This is a genomic window from Streptomyces fradiae ATCC 10745 = DSM 40063, from assembly GCF_008704425.1.
GTDB lineage: Bacteria > Actinomycetota > Actinomycetes > Streptomycetales > Streptomycetaceae > Streptomyces > Streptomyces fradiae.
Genome location: NZ_CP023696.1, coordinates 965611 through 984120, shown reverse-complemented (window position 1 = coordinate 984120; position 18510 = coordinate 965611). Strand labels below are relative to the sequence as shown.

13 protein-coding genes and 1 pseudogene are annotated in these 18510 nt (G+C 76.1%); 10 read left to right on the top strand and 4 right to left on the bottom strand.

Annotation, left to right across the window (positions count from 1 at the left end):
* Window positions 1–92: 92 nt before the first annotated feature.
* A pseudogene (locus tag CP974_RS04220) lies at window positions 93–834 on the bottom strand (lysophospholipid acyltransferase family protein).
* 168 nt (window positions 835–1002) lie between these two features.
* On the opposite strand from CP974_RS04220, the gene CP974_RS04215 reads away from it, so the two are divergent.
* Together CP974_RS04215 and CP974_RS04210 are read left to right on the top strand one after the other, a co-directional pair.
* Window positions 1003–2187 (top strand): glycerophosphodiester phosphodiesterase, encoded by a 1185-nt coding sequence (locus tag CP974_RS04215; protein ID WP_069975646.1) that lies wholly within the window; start codon window positions 1003–1005, stop codon window positions 2185–2187.
* Between the two features lie 495 nt (window positions 2188–2682).
* Window positions 2683–3165 carry a GNAT family N-acetyltransferase gene (locus CP974_RS04210; protein ID WP_031136090.1) on the top strand — a complete coding sequence of 161 codons (483 nt, stop codon included), beginning with the start codon at window positions 2683–2685 and terminating at the stop codon, window positions 3163–3165.
* Between the two features lie 4 nt (window positions 3166–3169).
* Here the strand turns inward: CP974_RS04210 and CP974_RS04205 are convergent, their stop codons facing one another.
* Entirely contained in the window at window positions 3170–3577 is a 408-nt protein-coding gene (locus CP974_RS04205) for a hypothetical protein (protein ID WP_031136088.1), read from the bottom strand.
* 1 nt (window position 3578) lies between these two features.
* Window positions 3579–3941 (bottom strand): hypothetical protein, encoded by a 363-nt coding sequence (locus CP974_RS04200; RefSeq protein WP_031136086.1) that lies wholly within the window; start codon window positions 3939–3941, stop codon window positions 3579–3581.
* A gap of 613 nt (window positions 3942–4554) precedes the next feature.
* Here CP974_RS04200 and CP974_RS04195 point away from each other — a divergent pair.
* The 8 genes from CP974_RS04195 (at window position 4555) to CP974_RS04160 (ending at window position 16966) form a co-directional block, all read left to right on the top strand.
* The gene (locus CP974_RS04195; protein ID WP_031136084.1) at window positions 4555–5709 is read left to right on the top strand and encodes a methionine ABC transporter ATP-binding protein; all 1155 of its coding nucleotides are present in this window, start codon (window positions 4555–4557) and stop codon (window positions 5707–5709) included.
* Complete coding sequence (locus CP974_RS04190; protein ID WP_031136082.1) at window positions 5706–6377, top strand: methionine ABC transporter permease; 672 nt, start codon at window positions 5706–5708, stop codon at window positions 6375–6377. The genes CP974_RS04195 and CP974_RS04190 overlap by 4 nt, the downstream gene beginning before the upstream one ends.
* Before the next feature lie 104 nt (window positions 6378–6481).
* Window positions 6482–7339, top strand: a complete 858-nt coding sequence (locus CP974_RS04185; protein ID WP_031136080.1) for a MetQ/NlpA family ABC transporter substrate-binding protein — start codon at window positions 6482–6484, stop codon at window positions 7337–7339.
* A 153-nt stretch (window positions 7340–7492) separates the two neighbouring features.
* Window positions 7493–8203, top strand: a complete 711-nt coding sequence (locus tag CP974_RS04180) for a GNAT family N-acetyltransferase (protein ID WP_223844493.1) — start codon at window positions 7493–7495, stop codon at window positions 8201–8203.
* Window positions 8204–8690: 487 nt separating this feature from the next.
* Window positions 8691–9989 (top strand): precorrin-6y C5,15-methyltransferase (decarboxylating) subunit CbiE, encoded by a 1299-nt coding sequence (gene cbiE, locus CP974_RS04175; RefSeq protein WP_031137564.1) that lies wholly within the window; start codon window positions 8691–8693, stop codon window positions 9987–9989.
* A 299-nt stretch (window positions 9990–10288) separates the two neighbouring features.
* Window positions 10289–14266, top strand: coding sequence for a nicotinate-nucleotide--dimethylbenzimidazole phosphoribosyltransferase (gene cobT, locus CP974_RS04170; protein WP_150485767.1), 3978 nt, complete (start codon window positions 10289–10291; stop codon window positions 14264–14266).
* 555 nt (window positions 14267–14821) lie between these two features.
* A complete protein-coding gene (gene cobA, locus CP974_RS04165) occupies window positions 14822–16054 on the top strand; it encodes a uroporphyrinogen-III C-methyltransferase (protein ID WP_031137279.1) in 1233 nt (410 codons plus the stop codon).
* Window positions 16055–16147: 93 nt separating this feature from the next.
* A complete protein-coding gene (locus tag CP974_RS04160; RefSeq protein WP_031136660.1) occupies window positions 16148–16966 on the top strand; it encodes a TrmH family RNA methyltransferase in 819 nt (272 codons plus the stop codon).
* Here the strand turns inward: CP974_RS04160 and CP974_RS04155 are convergent.
* Window positions 16957–18216 carry a serine/threonine-protein kinase gene (locus tag CP974_RS04155; protein ID WP_031136662.1) on the bottom strand — a complete coding sequence of 420 codons (1260 nt, stop codon included), beginning with the start codon at window positions 18214–18216 and terminating at the stop codon, window positions 16957–16959. The two genes, CP974_RS04160 and CP974_RS04155, sit on opposite strands and share 10 nt — an antisense overlap.
* Window positions 18217–18510 lie beyond the last annotated feature (294 nt).

The window sequence follows — 18510 nt, the reverse complement described above, 5'->3', positions numbered from 1 at the left end:
CGCGCCCCCCGGCGATCAGCGCCGGGGGGCGCGGCCCTTCCACCTGTCGGGCGCCCGGCCCGCGGTGTCCGGCGCCCGGCCGGGCGTGGCGGTCAGGCCGCCTTCGCCTTCGTGGCGTACATGTCCACGTACTCCTGCCCCGACAGCCGCATGACCTCCGTCATCACGGAGTCCGTCACCGCCCGCAGCACGTACCGGTCGCGGTCCATGCCCTCGTAGCGGGAGAACTCCATCGGCTCGCCGAACCGGACCGTCACCCGGCCCGGCCGGGGCAGCCCCGCCCCGCCCGGCTGCAGCTTGTCCGTGCCGATCAGCGCGAACGGCACGACCGGCGCGCCCGTCATCAGCGTCAGCCGCGCGATGCCCGTACGCCCCCGGTACAGCCGCCCGTCGGGGGAGCGGGTGCCCTCCGGGTAGATGCCGAAGACCTTGCCCTCCTCCAGCACCCGGCGGCCCGTGTTCAGCGCGGCCACGGCGGCGCCCGCCCCGTCCCGGTCCACCGGGATCATGCCGACCCCGGTGAAGAACCAGGCCATCAGCCGGCCCTTCAGGCCCTTGCCGGTGACGTACTCGTCCTTGCCGATGAAGAACACCTGCCGGTCCACGACCAGCGGCAGGATCATGGAGTCGATGAAGGTCAGGTGGTTGCCCGCCAGGATCACCGGACCCGTCGCGGGGATCCTCTCGGCGCCCTCCACCCGGAAGCGGAACATCAGCCGCATGACCGGGCCGATCACTGACTTGATGAGCGCGAAGCGGGACAACGAGTCCTCCGGTGTCGTGAGCGGTCGCGGTCCTGACACGGCCGACGATGTCTGTGCAGGTGAGGACGATACTCGCGAGTCACCCCCCACCGCACATCGGGTTGACCGCCCGCTACGCGGTGTCGATCCCCGTTTCCCCGGCGTTCGCCCGGGGTCTGCCGCTCGTCACGCGCGGGCGCCTACGATCGGCCGCGCCCGCCGGGCCGAAACCTTGGAAACGTTCAGTGGAGGAGCCTTCATGACTCAGGGTGCGCGCAGGAGTCCCGCCCGCCGGACCGTACTGGGAGCGGCGGCGCTGACCACCGCGGCCGCCGTCTCCACCGCCGGCGCCGCCGCGGCGGTGGCCGCCCCCGCGGGGTCCGCCGCCACCGCCGCCGCCGGCGCGGGCGCGCGCGGCGGCGCCCACCGGGGCCTGCCCGTCCCCGCGGTCATCGCCCACCGGGGCGCCAGCGGCTACCGCCCCGAGCACACCCTCGGCGCCTACCAGCTCGCCCTCGACATGGGCGCCGACGTCATCGAGCAGGACCTCGTGCCGACCCGCGACGGCCATCTGGTGTGCCGTCACGAGAACGACATCAGCGGCACCACGGACGTCGCCGACCACCCCGAGTTCGCCTCCCGCCGCACCACGAAGACCGTCGACGGCCAGCGCATCACCGGCTGGTTCACCGAGGACTTCACGCTCGCCGAGCTGAAGACGCTGCGCGCCAAGGAGCGCATCCCCGGCACCCGCCCGGACAACACGCTCTACGACGGCCGCTGGACCGTGCCCAGCTTCGAGGAGGTGCTCCGCTGGGCCGAGAAGGAGGGCCGCCGCCGCGGGCACCCGGTGTGGCTGCATGTCGAGACCAAGCACCCCACCTACTTCCGCGGGATCGGCCTCGGTCTGGAGGAGCGCCTCGCGAAGCTGCTGCGCCGCTACGGCCGGCACCGCGCCGACTCGCCCACCTTCCTGCAGTCCTTCGAGCCGACGAGCATGCGGCGCATGGCGCGGCTGGTCGGCACCCCGCGCGTGGTGCTGCTGTGGACGCCCGACGACCGCCCGTACGACTTCGTCGAGGCGGGCGACCCGCGGACCGTCGCCGACCTGGTGACCCCGGGCGGCCTGGACTGGATCGCCTCCTTCGCGCAGGGCATCGGCCCGCTCCTCGACCTGGTCGTCCCCAAGGGCCCGGACGGCCGGCTGGGCGAGCCGACCACGCTGGTGCGGGACGCCCACGCGCGCGGCCTGGTCCTCCACCCGTACACGCTGCGCAACGAGAACGGCTTCCTGCCCGCGGACTTCCGGCGCGGCACGGACCCGAACGCCTACGGGGACGTCTTCGGCGCGTACCGGGCCTACTTCGCCACGGGCATCGACGGCATCTTCACCGACCAGCCCGACACGGGCCTGCTCGCCGCCGCCGACCACCGCGCCCGCTGACCCGCCGCCCGCTGACCCGCCGCCCGCGGGGACGACGCGCCGTCCGGCCGCGCGTCGCTCCCGCGGGCCCCCGCGCCGGGCGGGCCCCCGCGCCGGGCGGGCCCCCGCGCCGGGCGGGCCCCCGCGCCGGGCGGGCCCCCGCGCCGGGCGGGCCACCGCCCACCCCGGTCCGTCCCGCACCACCGGTCCCCGCCCCTCCCGCCTGGTCCGTACCGGTGCCGGTCCGGACGCCACCCCGCCGCCACCCCACCCCCTCCCTCACCCTCCGTTCACCCCCCGCCGATCCCCGCAGGCTTCGTTATCGGCACCGAAGGGCCTCGTCGGCCACGTAATCACAGGGAAGTTGGCTATCTCACAGGGCAGTTTGCGGACAATGCGTTCCCGCCGCCTGGGATGCCCGCGCAGAATGCTCCCGGCAGGGGTTGCCGTTCCCACCCGTCGGGAAGGGTGCGGTAGACCGACAGGGCGTATCAGGTGAGCCGGAGGCATGCACACATGGGCATGAGCGTGACCATCTCAGCGGCAAGCGCGGACGATGCCGAGCACATCCTCAAGCTGCAGTACCTCTGCTTCCAAAGCGAGGCCGAGCTGTACGGCGACTACTCGATCGAGCCGCTCACCCAGCCGCTGGACGACCTGAAGGCCGAGATCGCGCGCGGGCACGCCCTCGTCGCCCGCCTCGGGAACGAGGTCGTCGCCTCCGTGCGCGGCGAGGTCGACGAGACCGGCACGGCCCGCATCGGCAAGCTGATCGTCCACCCCCGGCTGCGCGGGCACGGCCTCGGCGGGCGCCTCCTGGACGCGATCGAGCAGCACTTCGCGCGCGACGCGGAGGCCGCGGCCAAGCGGTTCCGGCTGTTCACCGGCAACCGCAGCGAGGGCAACCTCCGCCTCTACCGCAGGAAGGGGTACGAGACGGTGAGCACCCGTCAGGTCGGACCGAGCGTCACCGTGGTCACGCTGGAGAAGGCGGCCTGAGCCGTCAGGCGGCGGGGACGGCCCGGCGGGCGCGGCGCAGCCACAGGATCCCGGTCACCGGCAGCAGGACCGGGATGAACACGTAGCCGTAGCCGAACTCCGACCACACCGTGGAGTCGGGGAAGGCCGCCGGGTCGAGCACCGTCCAGGTGCCGACGACGAGCACGCCCGCCAGCTCGGCGGCGCAGCACACGAGCGCCGCCCTGCGGGCGGTCTCGCCGCCGCGCACCAGCGTGTAGGTGATGAAGACGTACACGACCGCCGCGATCCCCGACAGCGTGTACGCGAGCGGGGCCCGGTCGAACTCGGTCGCGATCTGGTAGGCGGAGCGCGACACCGCGCCGACCGACATCACCCCGTACAGCCACACCAGCAGCATGCCGGGTCCCCTGACCAGCCGTTCGGCGGCCATCTCAGCCCTCCCACCAGATGTCGTGGAGGCGTACCTCCAGCACGGCCAGCACCAGCGCGCCGGCCGCGACCGTCGCCGAGCCCCACCGGCTCCGCTCGACCAGGGACATGAACCCCGCCGCGGGCACCGCGAAGAGGGCGCCCAGCAGGTACGCCACGAAGATGGCCGTGCCCTCGTCGGCCTCCCCGCCCCCCGCCAGCCGCACCACGCCCACCACGAGCTGGGCCAGCGCGAGCAGGGTCACCACGGCCATGCCGATGAAGTGCCAGTCCTTCGTCGGCTGGTCCCGGTACGCGGCGAGACCGCACCACGCGGCGAGGGCCAGCGCGGCGAGGGACACCGTGAGGGTCAGGGCGTTGAGCATGGGGCGAGACTATTACGGACGAAAACCCCGGCCGTGGCCGCCCCCGCACCCACGTGGTCCCGACCGGGGAGCCCGCGTGGTCTTGACCACAGGCCGCGCCGGCCGCGGCTCGGGCGCGCCCTCCGCCCGCCGTCGCGGCCGGCCCGCGTTCCCGCAGGCCGCAGCGGGTCGGCGGGCAGCGGGCGGCCTCCCGCGCACCCGTCCGGGAGTCCGCATACCGTGCACATCGTGTCCGCTATTCGGACAGCTCGGATCGGCGCGCCGACCCGTCTGCTTTACTGGCGCCATGACCACGACGAGCATCCGCGTATCCGCGACCGAGGCGATGACGACGCCCGGTGCTCGTTGTATGTGTCGAATGTGCGCCTTCTAGAGGGCCCCTGACGAGCCTCGCGCCCCGAAGCGAGACCGACGGCGGAGCACCGGAGCCGGGGCGGTACGCGCCCGGCCGGTCAAGGACCGCGTCGCCCCCGCGCGCACCCCGCCCCCGCGGCCGCCGCGCCCGGCGCCGCGACGCCCCCGTCGGCGCCCCTCGACGCCCCCGTGTCGGAACGACGAATGCCCCGTGCCCGGCGGACACCGCGCCGCGCACCCGACAGTGACGGATACCCCTGTGATCACCACCAAGGGCCTGACCAAGGTCTACGAGTCGCGCGGCCGCCAGGTCACCGCCCTGGACGGCGTCGACCTGCACGTCCGCGAAGGCGAGGTGTTCGGCGTCATCGGCCAGAGCGGCGCCGGCAAGTCCTCCCTCATCCGCTGCGTCAACCTCCTGGAGCGCCCCACCTCCGGCACCGTGACGGTCGACGGCACCGACCTCACCGCCCTCGCGGGCCGGGGCCACCGCGCCGGCAAGGAGCTGCGCCGCGCCCGCAGCCGCATCGGCATGGTCTTCCAGCACTTCAACCTGCTGTCGTCGCGCACCGTCCAGGACAACGTCGAGCTGCCCCTGGAGATCCTCGGCGTCTCCGGCGCCGAACGCGCCCGCCGCGCCCTGGAACTCCTCGACCTCGTGGGCCTCGCCGACAAGGCCAGGGCCTACCCCGGCCAGCTCTCCGGCGGCCAGAAGCAGCGCGTCGGCATCGCCCGCGCCCTCGCGGGCAACCCCAAGGTCCTCCTCTCCGACGAGGCGACCAGCGCGCTGGACCCGGAGACCACCCGCTCCATCCTCCAGCTGCTGCGCGACCTCAACCGGCAGCTCGGCCTGACCGTCCTGCTCATCACCCACGAGATGGACGTCGTCAAGACGGTCTGCGACTCGGCCGCCCTGATGCGCAAGGGCCGGGTCGTCGAGTCCGGCACCGTCGCCGGGCTCCTGGCCACCCCCGGCTCCGAGCTCGCCGGCGAGCTCTTCCCGGTCAGCGGCCACGCCACCGGCCCCGACCGCACGGTCGTGGACGTCACCTTCCACGGGGAGGCCGCGACCCAGCCGGTGATCTCCCAGCTCGCCCGTACGTACAACATCGACATATCGATCCTCGGTGCCGCCATGGACACCGTCGGCGGCCGGCAGATCGGCCGCATGCGCATCGAGCTGCCCGGACGCTACGACGAGAACGTCGTCCCCGTCGGCTTCCTGCGCGAACAGGGCCTCCAGGTCGCCGTCGTGGACCCGGACGCGCCCGCCCCCGCCACCCGCGCCGACGCGCCGACCGCCACCACCCACGGTCCCGCCACCACCGACGGCCCCGGCACCGCCGACGGCCCCGGCACCACCGGGAGCCCCGCCCCCACCGCAACCCCGCTCGCCGAGGAGGCCGCGAAGTGACCTGGCCGGAGATGCAGCCCCTGCTCGTCCAGGGCACCCTCGACACCCTCTACATGGTCCTGTGGGCCACCGTCGTCTCCGTACTCGGCGGGCTCCCCCTCGGCCTCCTCCTCGTCCTCACCGACAAGGGCGGCCTCCTCCAGAACACACCCGTCAACAAGGCCGTCGGCGTCGTGGTGAACATCGGCCGCTCACTGCCGTTCATCATCCTGCTGATCGCGCTGATCCCGTTCACCAAGCTCGTCGTCGGCACCTTCATCGGCCCCACCGCGATGATCGTGCCCCTCGCCATCGGCGCGATCCCCTTCTTCGCGCGCCTCGTCGAGACCGCCGTCCGCGAGGTCGACCACGGCCTGGTGGAAGCCGTCCAGTCCATGGGCGGCTCCATCCCCACCATCGTCCGCAAGGTGCTCCTGCCCCAGGCCCTGCCCTCCCTCGTCTCCGCCGTCACCACCACGGTGATCGTCCTCATCGGCTACTCCGCCATGGCCGGCGCGGTCGGCGGCGAGGGACTCGGCTCCAAGGCGATCACCTACGGCTACCAGCGGTTCGACACGACCTTCATGCTCGTCACCGTCGCGATCCTGATCGTCGTCGTCTCCGCCGTGCAGCTCATCGGCGACGGAGCCGTACGGCTCCTCGCCCGCCGGGGCCGCACCGCGTCCTGACCGGCGCACCCACAGCTTCGGGCGACCTCACGCTCGCCACCGGAGAAAAGAGCCCGCACTCCTTGTCCGGGCGTCATCCGCACCACCAGAAAGAGGCACTCTTCGTGCGCAGCAACCTCAAGGCCCTCGCCGCCTTCACCGGTATCACCGCCCTCGCCGCCGGCCTGACCGCCTGCGGCACCGCCTCCGACCCGGCCGCCTCCGGCTCGGGCTCCGGCGACGCCGCGTCCAAGCCCCTCGTCGTCGCCGCGTCGCCCACGCCGCACGCCGACATCCTCACCTACGTCAAGGACAACCTGGCCGAGAAGGCCGGCCTCAAGCTGGAGGTCAAGGAGTTCACCGACTACGTCCTGCCCAACACCGCCACGCAGGACGGCCAGGTCGACGCCAACTACTTCCAGCACAAGCCGTACCTGGACGACTTCAACAAGAAGAACAAGACCACCATCGTCCCCGTGGTCGACGTCCACCTGGAGCCGCTCGGCCTCTACTCCCAGAAGCTGAAGTCCCTGAAGGACATCAAGCCCGGCCAGACCGTCGCCGTCCCCAACGACACCACCAACGGGGGCCGCGCCCTCAAGCTCCTCGCCGACAACGGCCTGATCGCCCTCAAGCCCGGCGTCGGGGCCGGCGCCACGCTCTCCGACATCACCGACAAGAAGGGCCTGGAGTTCAAGGAGCTGGAGGCCGCCACCGTCCCGCGCGCCCTGAGCGACGTCGACGCCGCCGTCATCAACGGCAACTACGCGATCGAGGCCAAGCTCACCCCCGCCGAGGACGCCCTGGCCCTGGAGAAGTCCGAGGGCAACCCGTACGCCAACTTCCTGGCCGTCAAGGACGGCAACGAGGACGACCCGCGCGTGAAGAAGCTCGCCGGCCTCCTCAACTCGCCCGAGGTCAAGAAGTACATCGAGGACACCTACCAGGGCTCCGTGATCCCGGCCTTCGGCGCCGCCGGGTAACCCCCGCCGCACCCGCCCCGGCGAGGGCCCCGCGCACCACCCGGTGCGCGGGGCCCTTCCCGTCCCGCCATGCACGCCCGGCTCCTCATGCTGCATGCTGTGCGTTCACGGCCCACTCACACCCAGTCCCCGGCCACCGGCATGGAGTTGCGCATGACTACCACCTTTCCGGACGTCTCCATCAGCACGGAACGGTTGGTGCTGCGCCCCTACGACGAGACGGACATCCCCGCCCACACCGAGATGATGAACGACGAGCTCGTCGTCGCCTGGACCTCCGCCCCCCACCCCTACACCGCCGCCCACGCCGCGCAGTGGGTCCACCGCACCGCGCCCGCCGAACGCACCGGCGGGCGCGGACTCGCCCTCGCCGTCACCGAGTTCCTCACCCAGCGCCTCGTCGGCGCCGTGCGCCTGCGCCACACCGACTGGCGGGCCCGCTCCACCGAGATCGCCTACATCACCGCCCCCTGGGCCCGTGGCGAGGGCTACGCCACCGAGTCCGTCTTCGCCGTAGCCCGCTGGCTGTTCGGCACCCAGCGCTTCGAGCGGCTCGAACTGCGCACCGCCGCCGGCAACACCGCCTCCCAGCAGGTCGCCCAGAAGATCGGCTGCGTCAGCGAGGGCGTCCTGCGCAACGCCTGGATAGCCCGCACCCAGACGGAGGACGGGGCGTGGACCGACACCCGCACCGACCTGATCGTCTGGAGCCTGCTCCCGGAGGACCTCGAAGGCACCGAGGACCAAGAGGGCCGCTACGCCGACGCCGGACAGGCCGCGTACGGGCGGTACGGCCGGTCCGGCCGGCACACCGAGTACGGCTCGTACACCGCGTTCCGCCGGCACACCGGCAACCGCCCCTGACCACCGCGCCCGCACGCCCCCACCCGCACACACGACGCCGGCACCCGGCCCCGCCCCGCCCGCCGCCCCGCGCCCTGACCGCACGCCCGCACCGCGGGGCCGCCCCGCCCGACGGCGCCCGGTCCCCCCGCCACGGGCCTCCGCCCTCGCCCCCCGCACCGGTACCGGCCTCCGCCCTCGCCCCCCGCACCGCCCCACCCCCACCCCGCCACCGCCCCACCCCCGCCCCGCCACCGCCGCACCCCCGCCCCGCCACCTCCGCACCCCCCACACGCACATCACCGCACCGCCCCGCCCCACCCCCGCACCGCCCCGCCCCACCCCCGCACCGCCCCGCCCCGCCCCAGCCGCGCAGCGCTCCGGAACCTGCCGTCCGCCCCGCAGCGCTCCGGCACCTGCCGCCCGCGCCGCCCGCCCGGACACCCCGCTTCCGGGTACGCTCGCAGAGCCCCGAGCCGCACCGACACCCCCAGGGAGACAGACGAAGATGGCCGACCGGGTCACGGTGATCGGATGGGACGGCTCACCCCTCACCGCCGCGGCGCGCTCCGCCCTCTCGGCCGCCACCCTCGTCGCGGGCGCCGCCCACCATCTGGCCCTCCCCGAAGTCCCGGAGGCCGCCGAGCGCATCCGCCTGGGCAGCGTCGAGCTGGCCGCCCGCCGCATCGCCGGGCACCGCGGCACGGCCGTCGTCCTCGCCGACGGCGACCCCGGCTTCTTCGGTGTCGTCCGCACCCTCCGCGACCCCCGGCACGGCCTGGAGGTCGAGGTCGTCCCGGCCGTCTCCTCCGTCGCCGCCGCCTTCGCCCGCGCCGGCATGCCCTGGGACGACGCGCGCGTGGTCGTCGCCCACACGCGCACCCTGCGCCGCGCCGTCAACGTCTGCCGCGCCCACCCGAAGGTCGCCGTCCTCACCTCGCCGGGGGCGGGCCCCGCCGAACTCGCCCTCATGCTCGACGGAGTGCACCGCACCTTCGTCATCTGCGAGGCCCTCGGCACCGAACGCGAACAGGTCACCGTCCTCACCTCCGACAAGGCCGCCGACCTCACCTGGCGCGACCCGAACGTCGTCATCGCCATCGGCGGCGCCCTTCCCGCCCCCACGGGCGGCGGCTGGCTGCTGGGCCCCGACCCCGGACCCGTGCGCGGCTGGGGGCTCACCCCGGAGACGTACGACGAGGCCCCCGCCCCGGCCCCGAACACGGGGCCCGTCCCCCACCCGGGGCAGCACCCCGCGCCGCACACGGCCGGCCACCCCGCCCCGCCCTCCGCCCCCCACCCCGGAACCGGCGAGTCGCCCGCCCTGCGCGCCGCCCAACTGGCCCGCCTCGGGCCCCGCGTCGGCGACCTCGTCTGGGACATCGGCACCGGGTCCGGGGCGTTCGCCGCCGAGGCCGCCCACTTCGGCGCCGCCGTCATCGCCGTCGACGCCGACCCGGCCGCCTGCGCCCGCGCCGAGGCCGCGGCCCGCCGTCTCGGTGTGCAGCTCCAAGCCGTCGCCGGCCGCGCCCCGTACGTACTGGAACGCCTCCCGGAGCCGGACGTGGTGCGGGTCGGCGGCGGGGGAGCGGAGGTCGTGGCCGCCTGCGCCGACCGGCGCCCCGAACGGATCGTCACCCACGCGGACACCCGCGACGAGGCCGAAGCCGCCTGCGCGGCGCTCGCCGCCGGCGGCTACGCCGTCGAGTGCGCCCTCCTCCAGTCCGTCGACCTCGACCCCGCCGGCTGGGCCGAACGCGACCGCTCGCTGGCCTTCCTCATCGCCGGGCGCAGGCCCGCCCCGTGATCCCCCCGCTACGGAAGGGCAGGTAGGCTGGCCGACCGTTCGACCACAGGCGGGTAATCGGCGATGTGTTCGCCCCCTACCCGCCGGAGGGCGCCCCGCAGGGGCACCCGTGGGCGGACACCACAGGGGGGACGCGCGACGTGGCGCAGTCCACAGCCGCCCGTGGCGAAAGCCACTGCCACGGGGCCCGAACGCGGCGAGAATGCTGATGTCCGCACGCGTTCGTGCCGCGCGGCGCGCACGCTCGTTGTCGATGCGGGCGGAAGTGAAGGAGCACAACCGATGGGCGAGGGGTACGCATGACCGACACCGGCCAGGTCCCGGGCGAGGGGCAGCCGGAGCACGCAGGCACGGTGGAGCAGCCGGGCACGCCCGCCCCGGACGCGTACACCTACCTCGACCCCTCCGCCCCCGCGACCGAAGACGACGACCTGCTCCTGATGCCGGGCGCCCAGGGCGCCTGGACGGAGCCGCAGCCCGGTGTCGCCCCGGCCCCGCCCGTCACCGTGCCGCTGCCGCAGGCCCCGCCCGGTGAGCAGACGCCGTACGAGCACACCCCGCAGGACCCGACCGCCCAGGGCCCGGCGACGGACGGCCACGGCATCGCCCACACCCCCCAGCAGCCCCACCCCGCCCAGCCGCCGCAGCAGGCCCCGCGGCGTCCTCTGCACATGGGCCCGCCCATGCCGGACACGGGCGGCGTCGTCCGCTCCCTGGCCGACCGCGGCCCGGCCCCCGTGGCCCCCGCCGCCCCGGCCCCGGCACCCGCGCCCATGCCGGCCGTGAGCGTCCCGGCGCCCGGCCCCGAGCAGCAGACCGCGGCCGTCCCGGCCGCGCCGGAGGCGCAGCCGTGGGCCCAGGCCCCCGGCCCTGCGGAGACGGCCGCCCCCGACGCGACGGCGACCGGCCCTTACGCGCCGGCCGAGGCCGCCGCGCCGGCCGCGCAGCTCGCGCCGCCCGCGCCGACCGTTCCGGCGCCCCGTCATGCCGCTCCGGCGCAGCACCCCGCGCCCGAGGCCCCGGCCACCGGTGTCCCGGCGCAGCACGCCCCGATCCCGCCCCAGGCGGCGGAGCAGGCCCCGGCCCAGGAGCCCGCCGCCGAGGCGCCCACCGACACGCAGCCGGTCGAGGCCCAGCCGGTCGACGCCCCGCCCGCCGAAGCGGCCGAGGCGCAGCCCGTCGAGCCGTCCCAGCCCGTCGAGCCGTCCCAGCCCGTCGAGGCGGCGACGGCGGCCCAGCCCGAGCCGGAGGCCGCCCAGACGGCCCCCGCTCCGGCCGAGGCGACGCCCGAGGCCCCGGCCCAGCCCGCGCAGCCGACGGAGCCCGCGGAGGCGGCACCCGCCGCTGACGCACCGGCCGAGGCACCCGCCGGCGCTCCCACCGAGGCCCCGGCCCCCGAGACGGTGGCCCCCCAGCCGCAGCCCGAACCGGTGACCGAGGCGCGGCCCGGACCGGCCGCCGCCCAGACCGAGCCCCCCGCCGCCCCCGCCCCGGCCCCGGAGGACGAGGCCCAGGCTGCCGTCGACCCGGCCCCCGCGGAGCCGAACGCCCCGGAGGCCCCCGAGGCCCCGGCCGCCGACGCGGCGCCCGCCGACCCGGCCACCGCCACCGCCCCCGCGGACGAGGCGCCCGCCCGGGTGGAGCCCGCGGCGGAGCCGGAGTCCGCCGAGCCGACGGCCGTACCCGCTCCGGCCGAGGGCGCGCCCGAGGCGGCCCAGGAGGCCGAGGCGCCCGCCGAAGCCCCGGCGCAGGAGGCCCCCGCGGCCCCGCCCGCGCCCGAGGCGGCACCCGTCGCGGAACCGGTCGCGGAAACCGCACCGCCCGCCGAGACCCCCGCCGAGCCCCGGGCCGAGACCGTGCCCGCCCCGGTGGCGACCCCGGAGGAGGAGTCCCCGGCCCCCGCCGCCGAGGTGCCCGCCACCGAGGTGCCCGCCGCCGAGGTGCCCGCCGACGCGGTGGCCGCCCCGGTGGAGCCCGCTGCCACCGAGCAGGCCCCCACCCAGCTGCCGGGCACCGAGCAGGCCGAGCCCGGGGCGCCGGCCGCCCCCGCCGGGCAGCCGCGGCAGGAGCCGCAGCCGCAGACGGCCGACGCGGGCGCCGTGCCCGCCACCGCGCCGGAGAGCACCGTCGAGCCGCCCGCCCCGGCCGCGCCCACCGAGACCGGGTCACCCGAGACGGCGGCCCCGGCCACCGCCCTGGACGCACAGCCCGCCGACACCGCGCCCGCGGCCGCACCGGCTCCCGAGGCGGCACCGGAACCCGCGCCCGAGACGGCCCCCGAAGCCGCGCCCGAGGCGGACCCCACGCCCGCCCCGGAGGTCCCCACTCCGGAGGCCAACGCCCCGGAGACCACCCCGGCTCCGGAGACCACCCCCGGCCCGGAGGCCACCGCCCCGGAGACCACCCCCGCCCCGGAGGCCACCGCCCCGGAGGCCACCGCCCCGGAGACCACCCCCGCCCCGGAGGCCACCGCCCCGGAGACCACCCCCGCCCCGGACGCCCCGGCCCCGGAGGCCACCCCCGTCGCCGCGCCCGCCCCGGCCGGCCCGCCCGCGCCCGGCTACGCCGACGACGAGCGGGAGGCGATCCTGCGCGTGATGCGCGAGCGGCGCGACATCCGCAACGGCTTCCGGAGCGACCCCATCCCGCACGAGGTGCTGCTCCGGGTCCTGGAGGCCGCGCACACGGCACCGTCCGTCGGGCACTCCCAGCCGTGGGACTTCGTCGTCATCCGGTCCGCCGAGACGCGCCGCGCGATGCACGAGCTGGCGCAGCGCCAGCGCGAGGCGTACGCCAGGTCGCTGCCCAAGGGGCGGGCCAAGCAGTTCAAGGAACTGAAGATCGAGGCCATCCTCGACACCCCGGTGAACATCGTGGTCACCGCCGACCCGACGCGGGGCGGGCGCCACACGCTGGGCCGCCACACGCAGCCGCAGATGGCGCCGTACTCGTCCGCGCTCGCGGTGGAGAACCTCTGGCTGGCGGCCCGCGCCGAGGGGCTCGGCGTCGGCTGGGTCAGCTTCTTCGACGAGCGGGAGATGGTCCGCGCCCTCGGGCTGCCCGAGCACCTCGAAGTCGTCGCGTACCTGTGCGTCGGCTACGTCGACGAGTTCCCCGAGGAGCCGGAGCTGATGCAGGCGGGCTGGTCCAGGCGGCGTCCCCTGTCGTGGGTCGTCCACGAGGAGACGTACGGGCGGCGCGCCCTGCCCGGCGAGGAGCCGCACGACCTGCTCCAGGAGACCGTCGCCGGCATCCGCCCGCTGGACGCCAAGGCGCTCGGCGAGGCGTGGGAGCGGCAGAAGCGCATGACGAAGCCGTCCGGCGCGCTCGGCATGCTGGAGATCATCTCCGCGCAGCTCTGCGGCCTGTCCCGGACGTGCCCCCCGCCCATCCCCGAGCCGGCCGCCGTGGCGATCTTCGCCGGTGACCACGGGGTGCACGCCCAGGGCGTCACCGCCTGGCCGCAGGAGGTGACGGCGCAGATGGTCGCCAACTTCCTCGGCGGGGGCGCCGTCTGCAACGCCTTCGCCAACCAGGTGGGCGCCGAGGTGTGCGTGGTGGACGTCGGGGTCGCCGCCGAGCTGCCCGCCACACCGGGCCTGCTGCCCCGCAAGGTGCGCGCCGGCACGGCGGACTTCATGACCGGCCCGGCCCTCACCCGCGACGAGGTGCTCGCCGCGATCGAGGTCGGCGTCGAGACGGCCCGCGACCTCGTCGCCGCCGGCAACAAGGCGATCCTGACGGGAGAGATGGGCATCGCCAACACCACGGCGTCCGCCGCGCTGATCTCCGTCTACACGGGCGCCGACCCGGCCGAGGTGACGGGCCGGGGCACCGGCATCAACGACGAGATGCACGCCCGCAAGGTCGACGTGGTGCGCCGCGCCCTCGAACTGCACCAGCCGGACCCGGCCGACCCGATCGGCGTGCTGGGCGCGGTCGGCGGCCTGGAGCACGCGGCCATGGTCGGGTTCATCCTGGGCGGCGCGTCGCTCCGTACGCCGGTGATCCTGGACGGGGTCAGCGCGGGGGCCGCGGCGCTCGTCGCGCGGGCCGTGGCGCCCGAGTCGCTGGCCGCGTGCATCGCGGGCCACCGCAGCGCCGAGCCGGGTCACATGGCGGCGCTCAACAAGCTGGGCCTGCGTCCCCTGGTCGACCTGGACCTCCGCCTCGGCGAGGGCACCGGCGCCCTGCTGGCCCTGCCGCTGGTCCAGAGCGCCGCACGGGCGATGCACGAGGTGGCGACGTTCGACTCGGCGGGCGTCACCGAGAAGTAGCGGTGTCCGGCCCCGGCAGCCCCCGGCCCGCCGGGGCCGGACCCCACCACCCCGCCCCGCCGCCCACGACCTCCGCCCGGCTCTGGGCCTCCCGGCCGCCTGAGCCACCCCCCGGTCCGAGCCGCCCCCCAGGGGCAGCCCGGCGGGGCCGGACCCGCCGGCGGCGCCCCCACCCGTACCCCCGGCCGCCACACCACGCCCACCCGTCGGCCACGACAGCACGTCCCGGCACCCCGCACACCCCGCACACCCCGCCACCGCCCCGGGAGGCCCCGGGAGGGCCCGGCGGCCCCGCGCACGCCTCCGAACCGGCGCACCGGGTGGCACCGGGCGAACCCCCACCGCACCCCGCCCCGCGCCCCGGCTCCCGAACAGCCCCCACCGTCCCGCCCATCCGCCCCCCGCAGCGTGACGACCGCAACGCGGACGCCCCGGAACAGCGGCGCCCCCGCCCCGTATCGTGGTCGCCAGCGCACCGCACGCCCGCCTCACCAGCCACTTCACCGTCGCAGTGGCCCCGCACCCCGCATCATCCGCCGAGGAGACCACACCGCCATGGTCGAGAACGCCGAGCAGCCCGCCTACCCCGTCGGACTCCGCCTTGCCGGGCGCCGTGTCGTCGTCATCGGCGGCGGCCAGGTGGCGCAGCGCCGCCTCCCGGCGCTGATCGCCGCGGGCGCCGACATCACCCTCGTCTCGCCGTCCGCCACCCCGTCCGTGGAGGCGATGGCCGAGGCGGGCGAGATCCGCTGGGAGCGCCGCCGCTACGAGGAGGGCGACCTCGCCGACACCTGGTACGCGCTCGTCGCGACGACCGACCGGGAGGCCAACGCCCGCGCGTCCGCCGAGGCCGAGCGGACCAGGACGTGGTGCGTACGCGCCGACGACGCCGAGGCGGCCACCGCCTGGACCCCGGCGACCGGCAGGATCGAAGGCGTCACCGTCGCCGTCCTCACCGGCACCGACCCGCGCCGCTCGGCGGCCGTGCGGGACGCGATCGTGGAGGGCCTGCGCGACGGCACGCTGGCGGCGCCCCAGCACCGCGCCCGCGCGCCGTTCGTCGCCCTGGTCGGCGGGGGCCCCGGCGACCCCGACCTCATCACCGTGCGCGGCCGCCGGCTGCTCGCCGAGGCGGACGTGGTGATCGCCGACCGGCTCGGCCCGCGCGACCTGCTGGACGAACTGCCGCCGCACGTCGAGGTGATCGACGCGGCGAAGATCCCGTACGGCCGGTTCATGGCCCAGGAGGCCATCAACAACGCGCTGATCGACCACGCCAAGCGGGGCAGGTCCGTGGTCCGCCTGAAGGGCGGTGACCCCTTCGTCTTCGGCCGGGGCATGGAGGAGGCGCAGGCGCTCGCCGAGGCGGGCATCGCCTGCACGGTCGTGCCGGGCATCTCCAGCTCGATCTCCGTGCCGGGCGCCGCCGGCATCCCGGTCACGCACCGGGGGGTCGCCCATGAGTTCACCGTGGTCAGCGGCCATGTCGCCCCGGACGATCCGCGCTCCCTGGTGGACTGGGCGTCCCTGGCGAGGCTGCGGGGCACGCTGGTGATCCTCATGGGCGTCGACAAGATCGGCAAGATCGCCGAGGCGCTGATCGCGCACGGCAAGGACCCGGCGACCCCGCTCGCCCTCGTCCAGGAGGGCACCACGGCGGCGCAGCGCCGGGTCGACGCGACGCTCGCCACGGTGGCGGAGACGGTACGGGCCCAGGACGTGCGCCCGCCCGCGGTCATCGTCATCGGCGAGGTCGTCCGCGAGGCCCCCGACAAGCACGCCGGCTGACCCGGCCCCGCCCGTTCCCCCCGGCCCCGCCCCCGCCCCCGTCCCTCCACCAGGCCCCTCCACCAGGCCCCCTCCGACAAGGCAGCAGCTCCCGTGGCAGAACTCCTCACCGTCGACGACCCCGACGACCCGCGCCTCCACGACTACACGGGCCTCACCGACGTGGAGTTGCGGCGCCGCCGCGAGCCGGAGGAGGGACTGTTCATCGCCGAGGGCGAGAAGGTCATCCGCCGCGCGCTGAACGCGGGGTACGGGATGCGGTCGATGCTGCTCTCCGCGAAGTGGGTCGACGTGATGCGGGACGTCATCGACGAGGCCCCGGCCCCCGTCTACGTGGTGGATCCGGCCCTCGCCGAGCGGGTCACCGGCTACCACGTGCACCGGGGCGCGCTCGCCTCCATGCGCCGCGAGCCGCTGCCCGCCGCGGGCGACCTCCTGGCGGCGGCCCGCCGCGTGGCCGTCATGGAGTCCGTCAACGACCACACCAACATCGGGGCCATCTTCCGCAGCGCCGCCGCGCTCGGCATGGACGCGGTCCTGCTCTCCCCGGACTGCGCCGACCCGCTGTACCGGCGTTCGGTGAAGGTGTCGATGGGCGCGGTGTTCTCCGTCCCGTACGCCCGGCTCGGCGACTGGCCGCGTGACCTTCGGACGGTGCGGGAGGCGGGGTTCCGCCTGCTGGCGCTGACGCCCGGCGAGGACGCGGTCCCGCTGGACGAGGCCGCCCCCCACCGGCTGGAGCGGGTGGCGCTGATGCTGGGCGCCGAGGGCGAGGGCCTGTCGGCCCGCGCGCTGCGGGCGGCCGACACACGGGTGCGCATCCCCATGGCGCACGGCGTCGACTCACTGAACGTCGGGGCCGCGGCGGCGGTGGCGTTCTACGCCGTCACCTCGGGGCGCCCTCAGCCCTGAAGGGCCTGCGCTCCGGCGATGCCCGCGAGGACGACCAGCGTCACGACGACGAACACGAACAATCGCTGACGCAGCAGCCGCGGGTTGGCGGGCCGCCGCAGGCCCGGTGAGGTGCCGGTGCCCCCGCCCGGCCGACGGGGCCCGGTGCGGGGGCCGGTCCTGGCGCCCGCCTGCGAGGGGTGGCCCTGCGCCCGCCCCCCGCCGGTCCGGGACGACGGCAGGGACTGCGGACCGCGCCCGCGGGGCGCCGGGGTGCGCTGCGCCCGGCCCTGCGCGGTGCGCTCGGTGTACCGCTCCGTGGGCCGGGGCGCCGGGCGGCCGGCCCGCCGCCCGCCCGTGGCCCGGTCGGCGCGCTCCGGCCGCTCCGCCCGCCCGGAGCGCGGGGCGACGGGCCGGGCCTCCGCGGGCGGGGCGGTCATGCCGAGCCCCTGCGCCTCGCGTGCGGCGATCTCCTTCAGCCGCAGCGACAGCTGCAGGGTGCTGGGCCGCTCCTCGGGCTCCTTCGCCAGGCACGCCCGTACGAGAGGGGCCAGCGCGTCGGGGACGCCGTGCAGCTGCGGCTCCTCGTGGACGACGCGGTACAGCATCACCTCGGAGCTGCCCTGCCCGAAGGGGGAGTCGCCCATCGCCGCGTACGCCAGGGTCGCGCCCAGCGCGAAGACGTCCGTCGCCGGGGTGACGGCCGCCCCGCGCACCTGCTCGGGCGCGAGGAAGCCGGGGGAGCCGACGGCCGTGCCGACGTGGGTGAGCGTGGAGGCGCCGGTCGCCCAGGCGATGCCGAAGTCGATGATCCGCGGCCCCTTGGGGGAGAGCAGGATGTTCGACGGTTTCAGGTCACGGTGCACGACCCCCGCCTCGTGGACGGCGACGAGGCCCTCCGACAGCGCGGCGCCGATCGCGGCGACGTCGACCGCGGGCAGCGGCCCCTCCTCGGCGATCTTGTCGTGGAGGGAGGGGCCGGGCACGTACTGGGTGGCGAACCAGGGGCGTTCGGCCTCCAGGTCGGCCGCCACGAGCCGGGCCGTGCAGCCGCCGCGGATGCGCCGGGCGGCCGACACCTCGCGCGCGAAGCGGGACCGGAACTCCTGGTCCTCCGCCAGGTCGGGGCGGATCACCTTCAGCGCCACCCGCTGCCCGCGCCGGTCGGAGCCGAGGTACACGACGCCCATGCCGCCCGCGCCGAGCCGCCGGTGCAACCGGAACGAGCCGACGACACGCGGGTCCTCGCGCCGGAGCCGCATCATCGCCATGTCCGTCCCCTACCTGCCGTGGGGAGCTCCCCACCCCGCCGTCGCGGTCCTTCTGACGCCGCCCAGCTTACGTACCCGCAACCGGGTGCGCTCATAGGCCGCGCCCTCACGTCACGGTCGATTCTCGGCCGCGGCGGCGGCAACTGACCCCGCCTCAGCGGCGTCCGCCACTCCCGCGGGCCCCGCGGGCGATCAAGCTCCTTTCCCCGCAAGGGCTTTGGCGCCCCGCCCCCGCCTGCCCGGCGGACGGCCCGGCACACCCCCTCGACGGGCCCGGCGGGGGAGCGGCCCCGG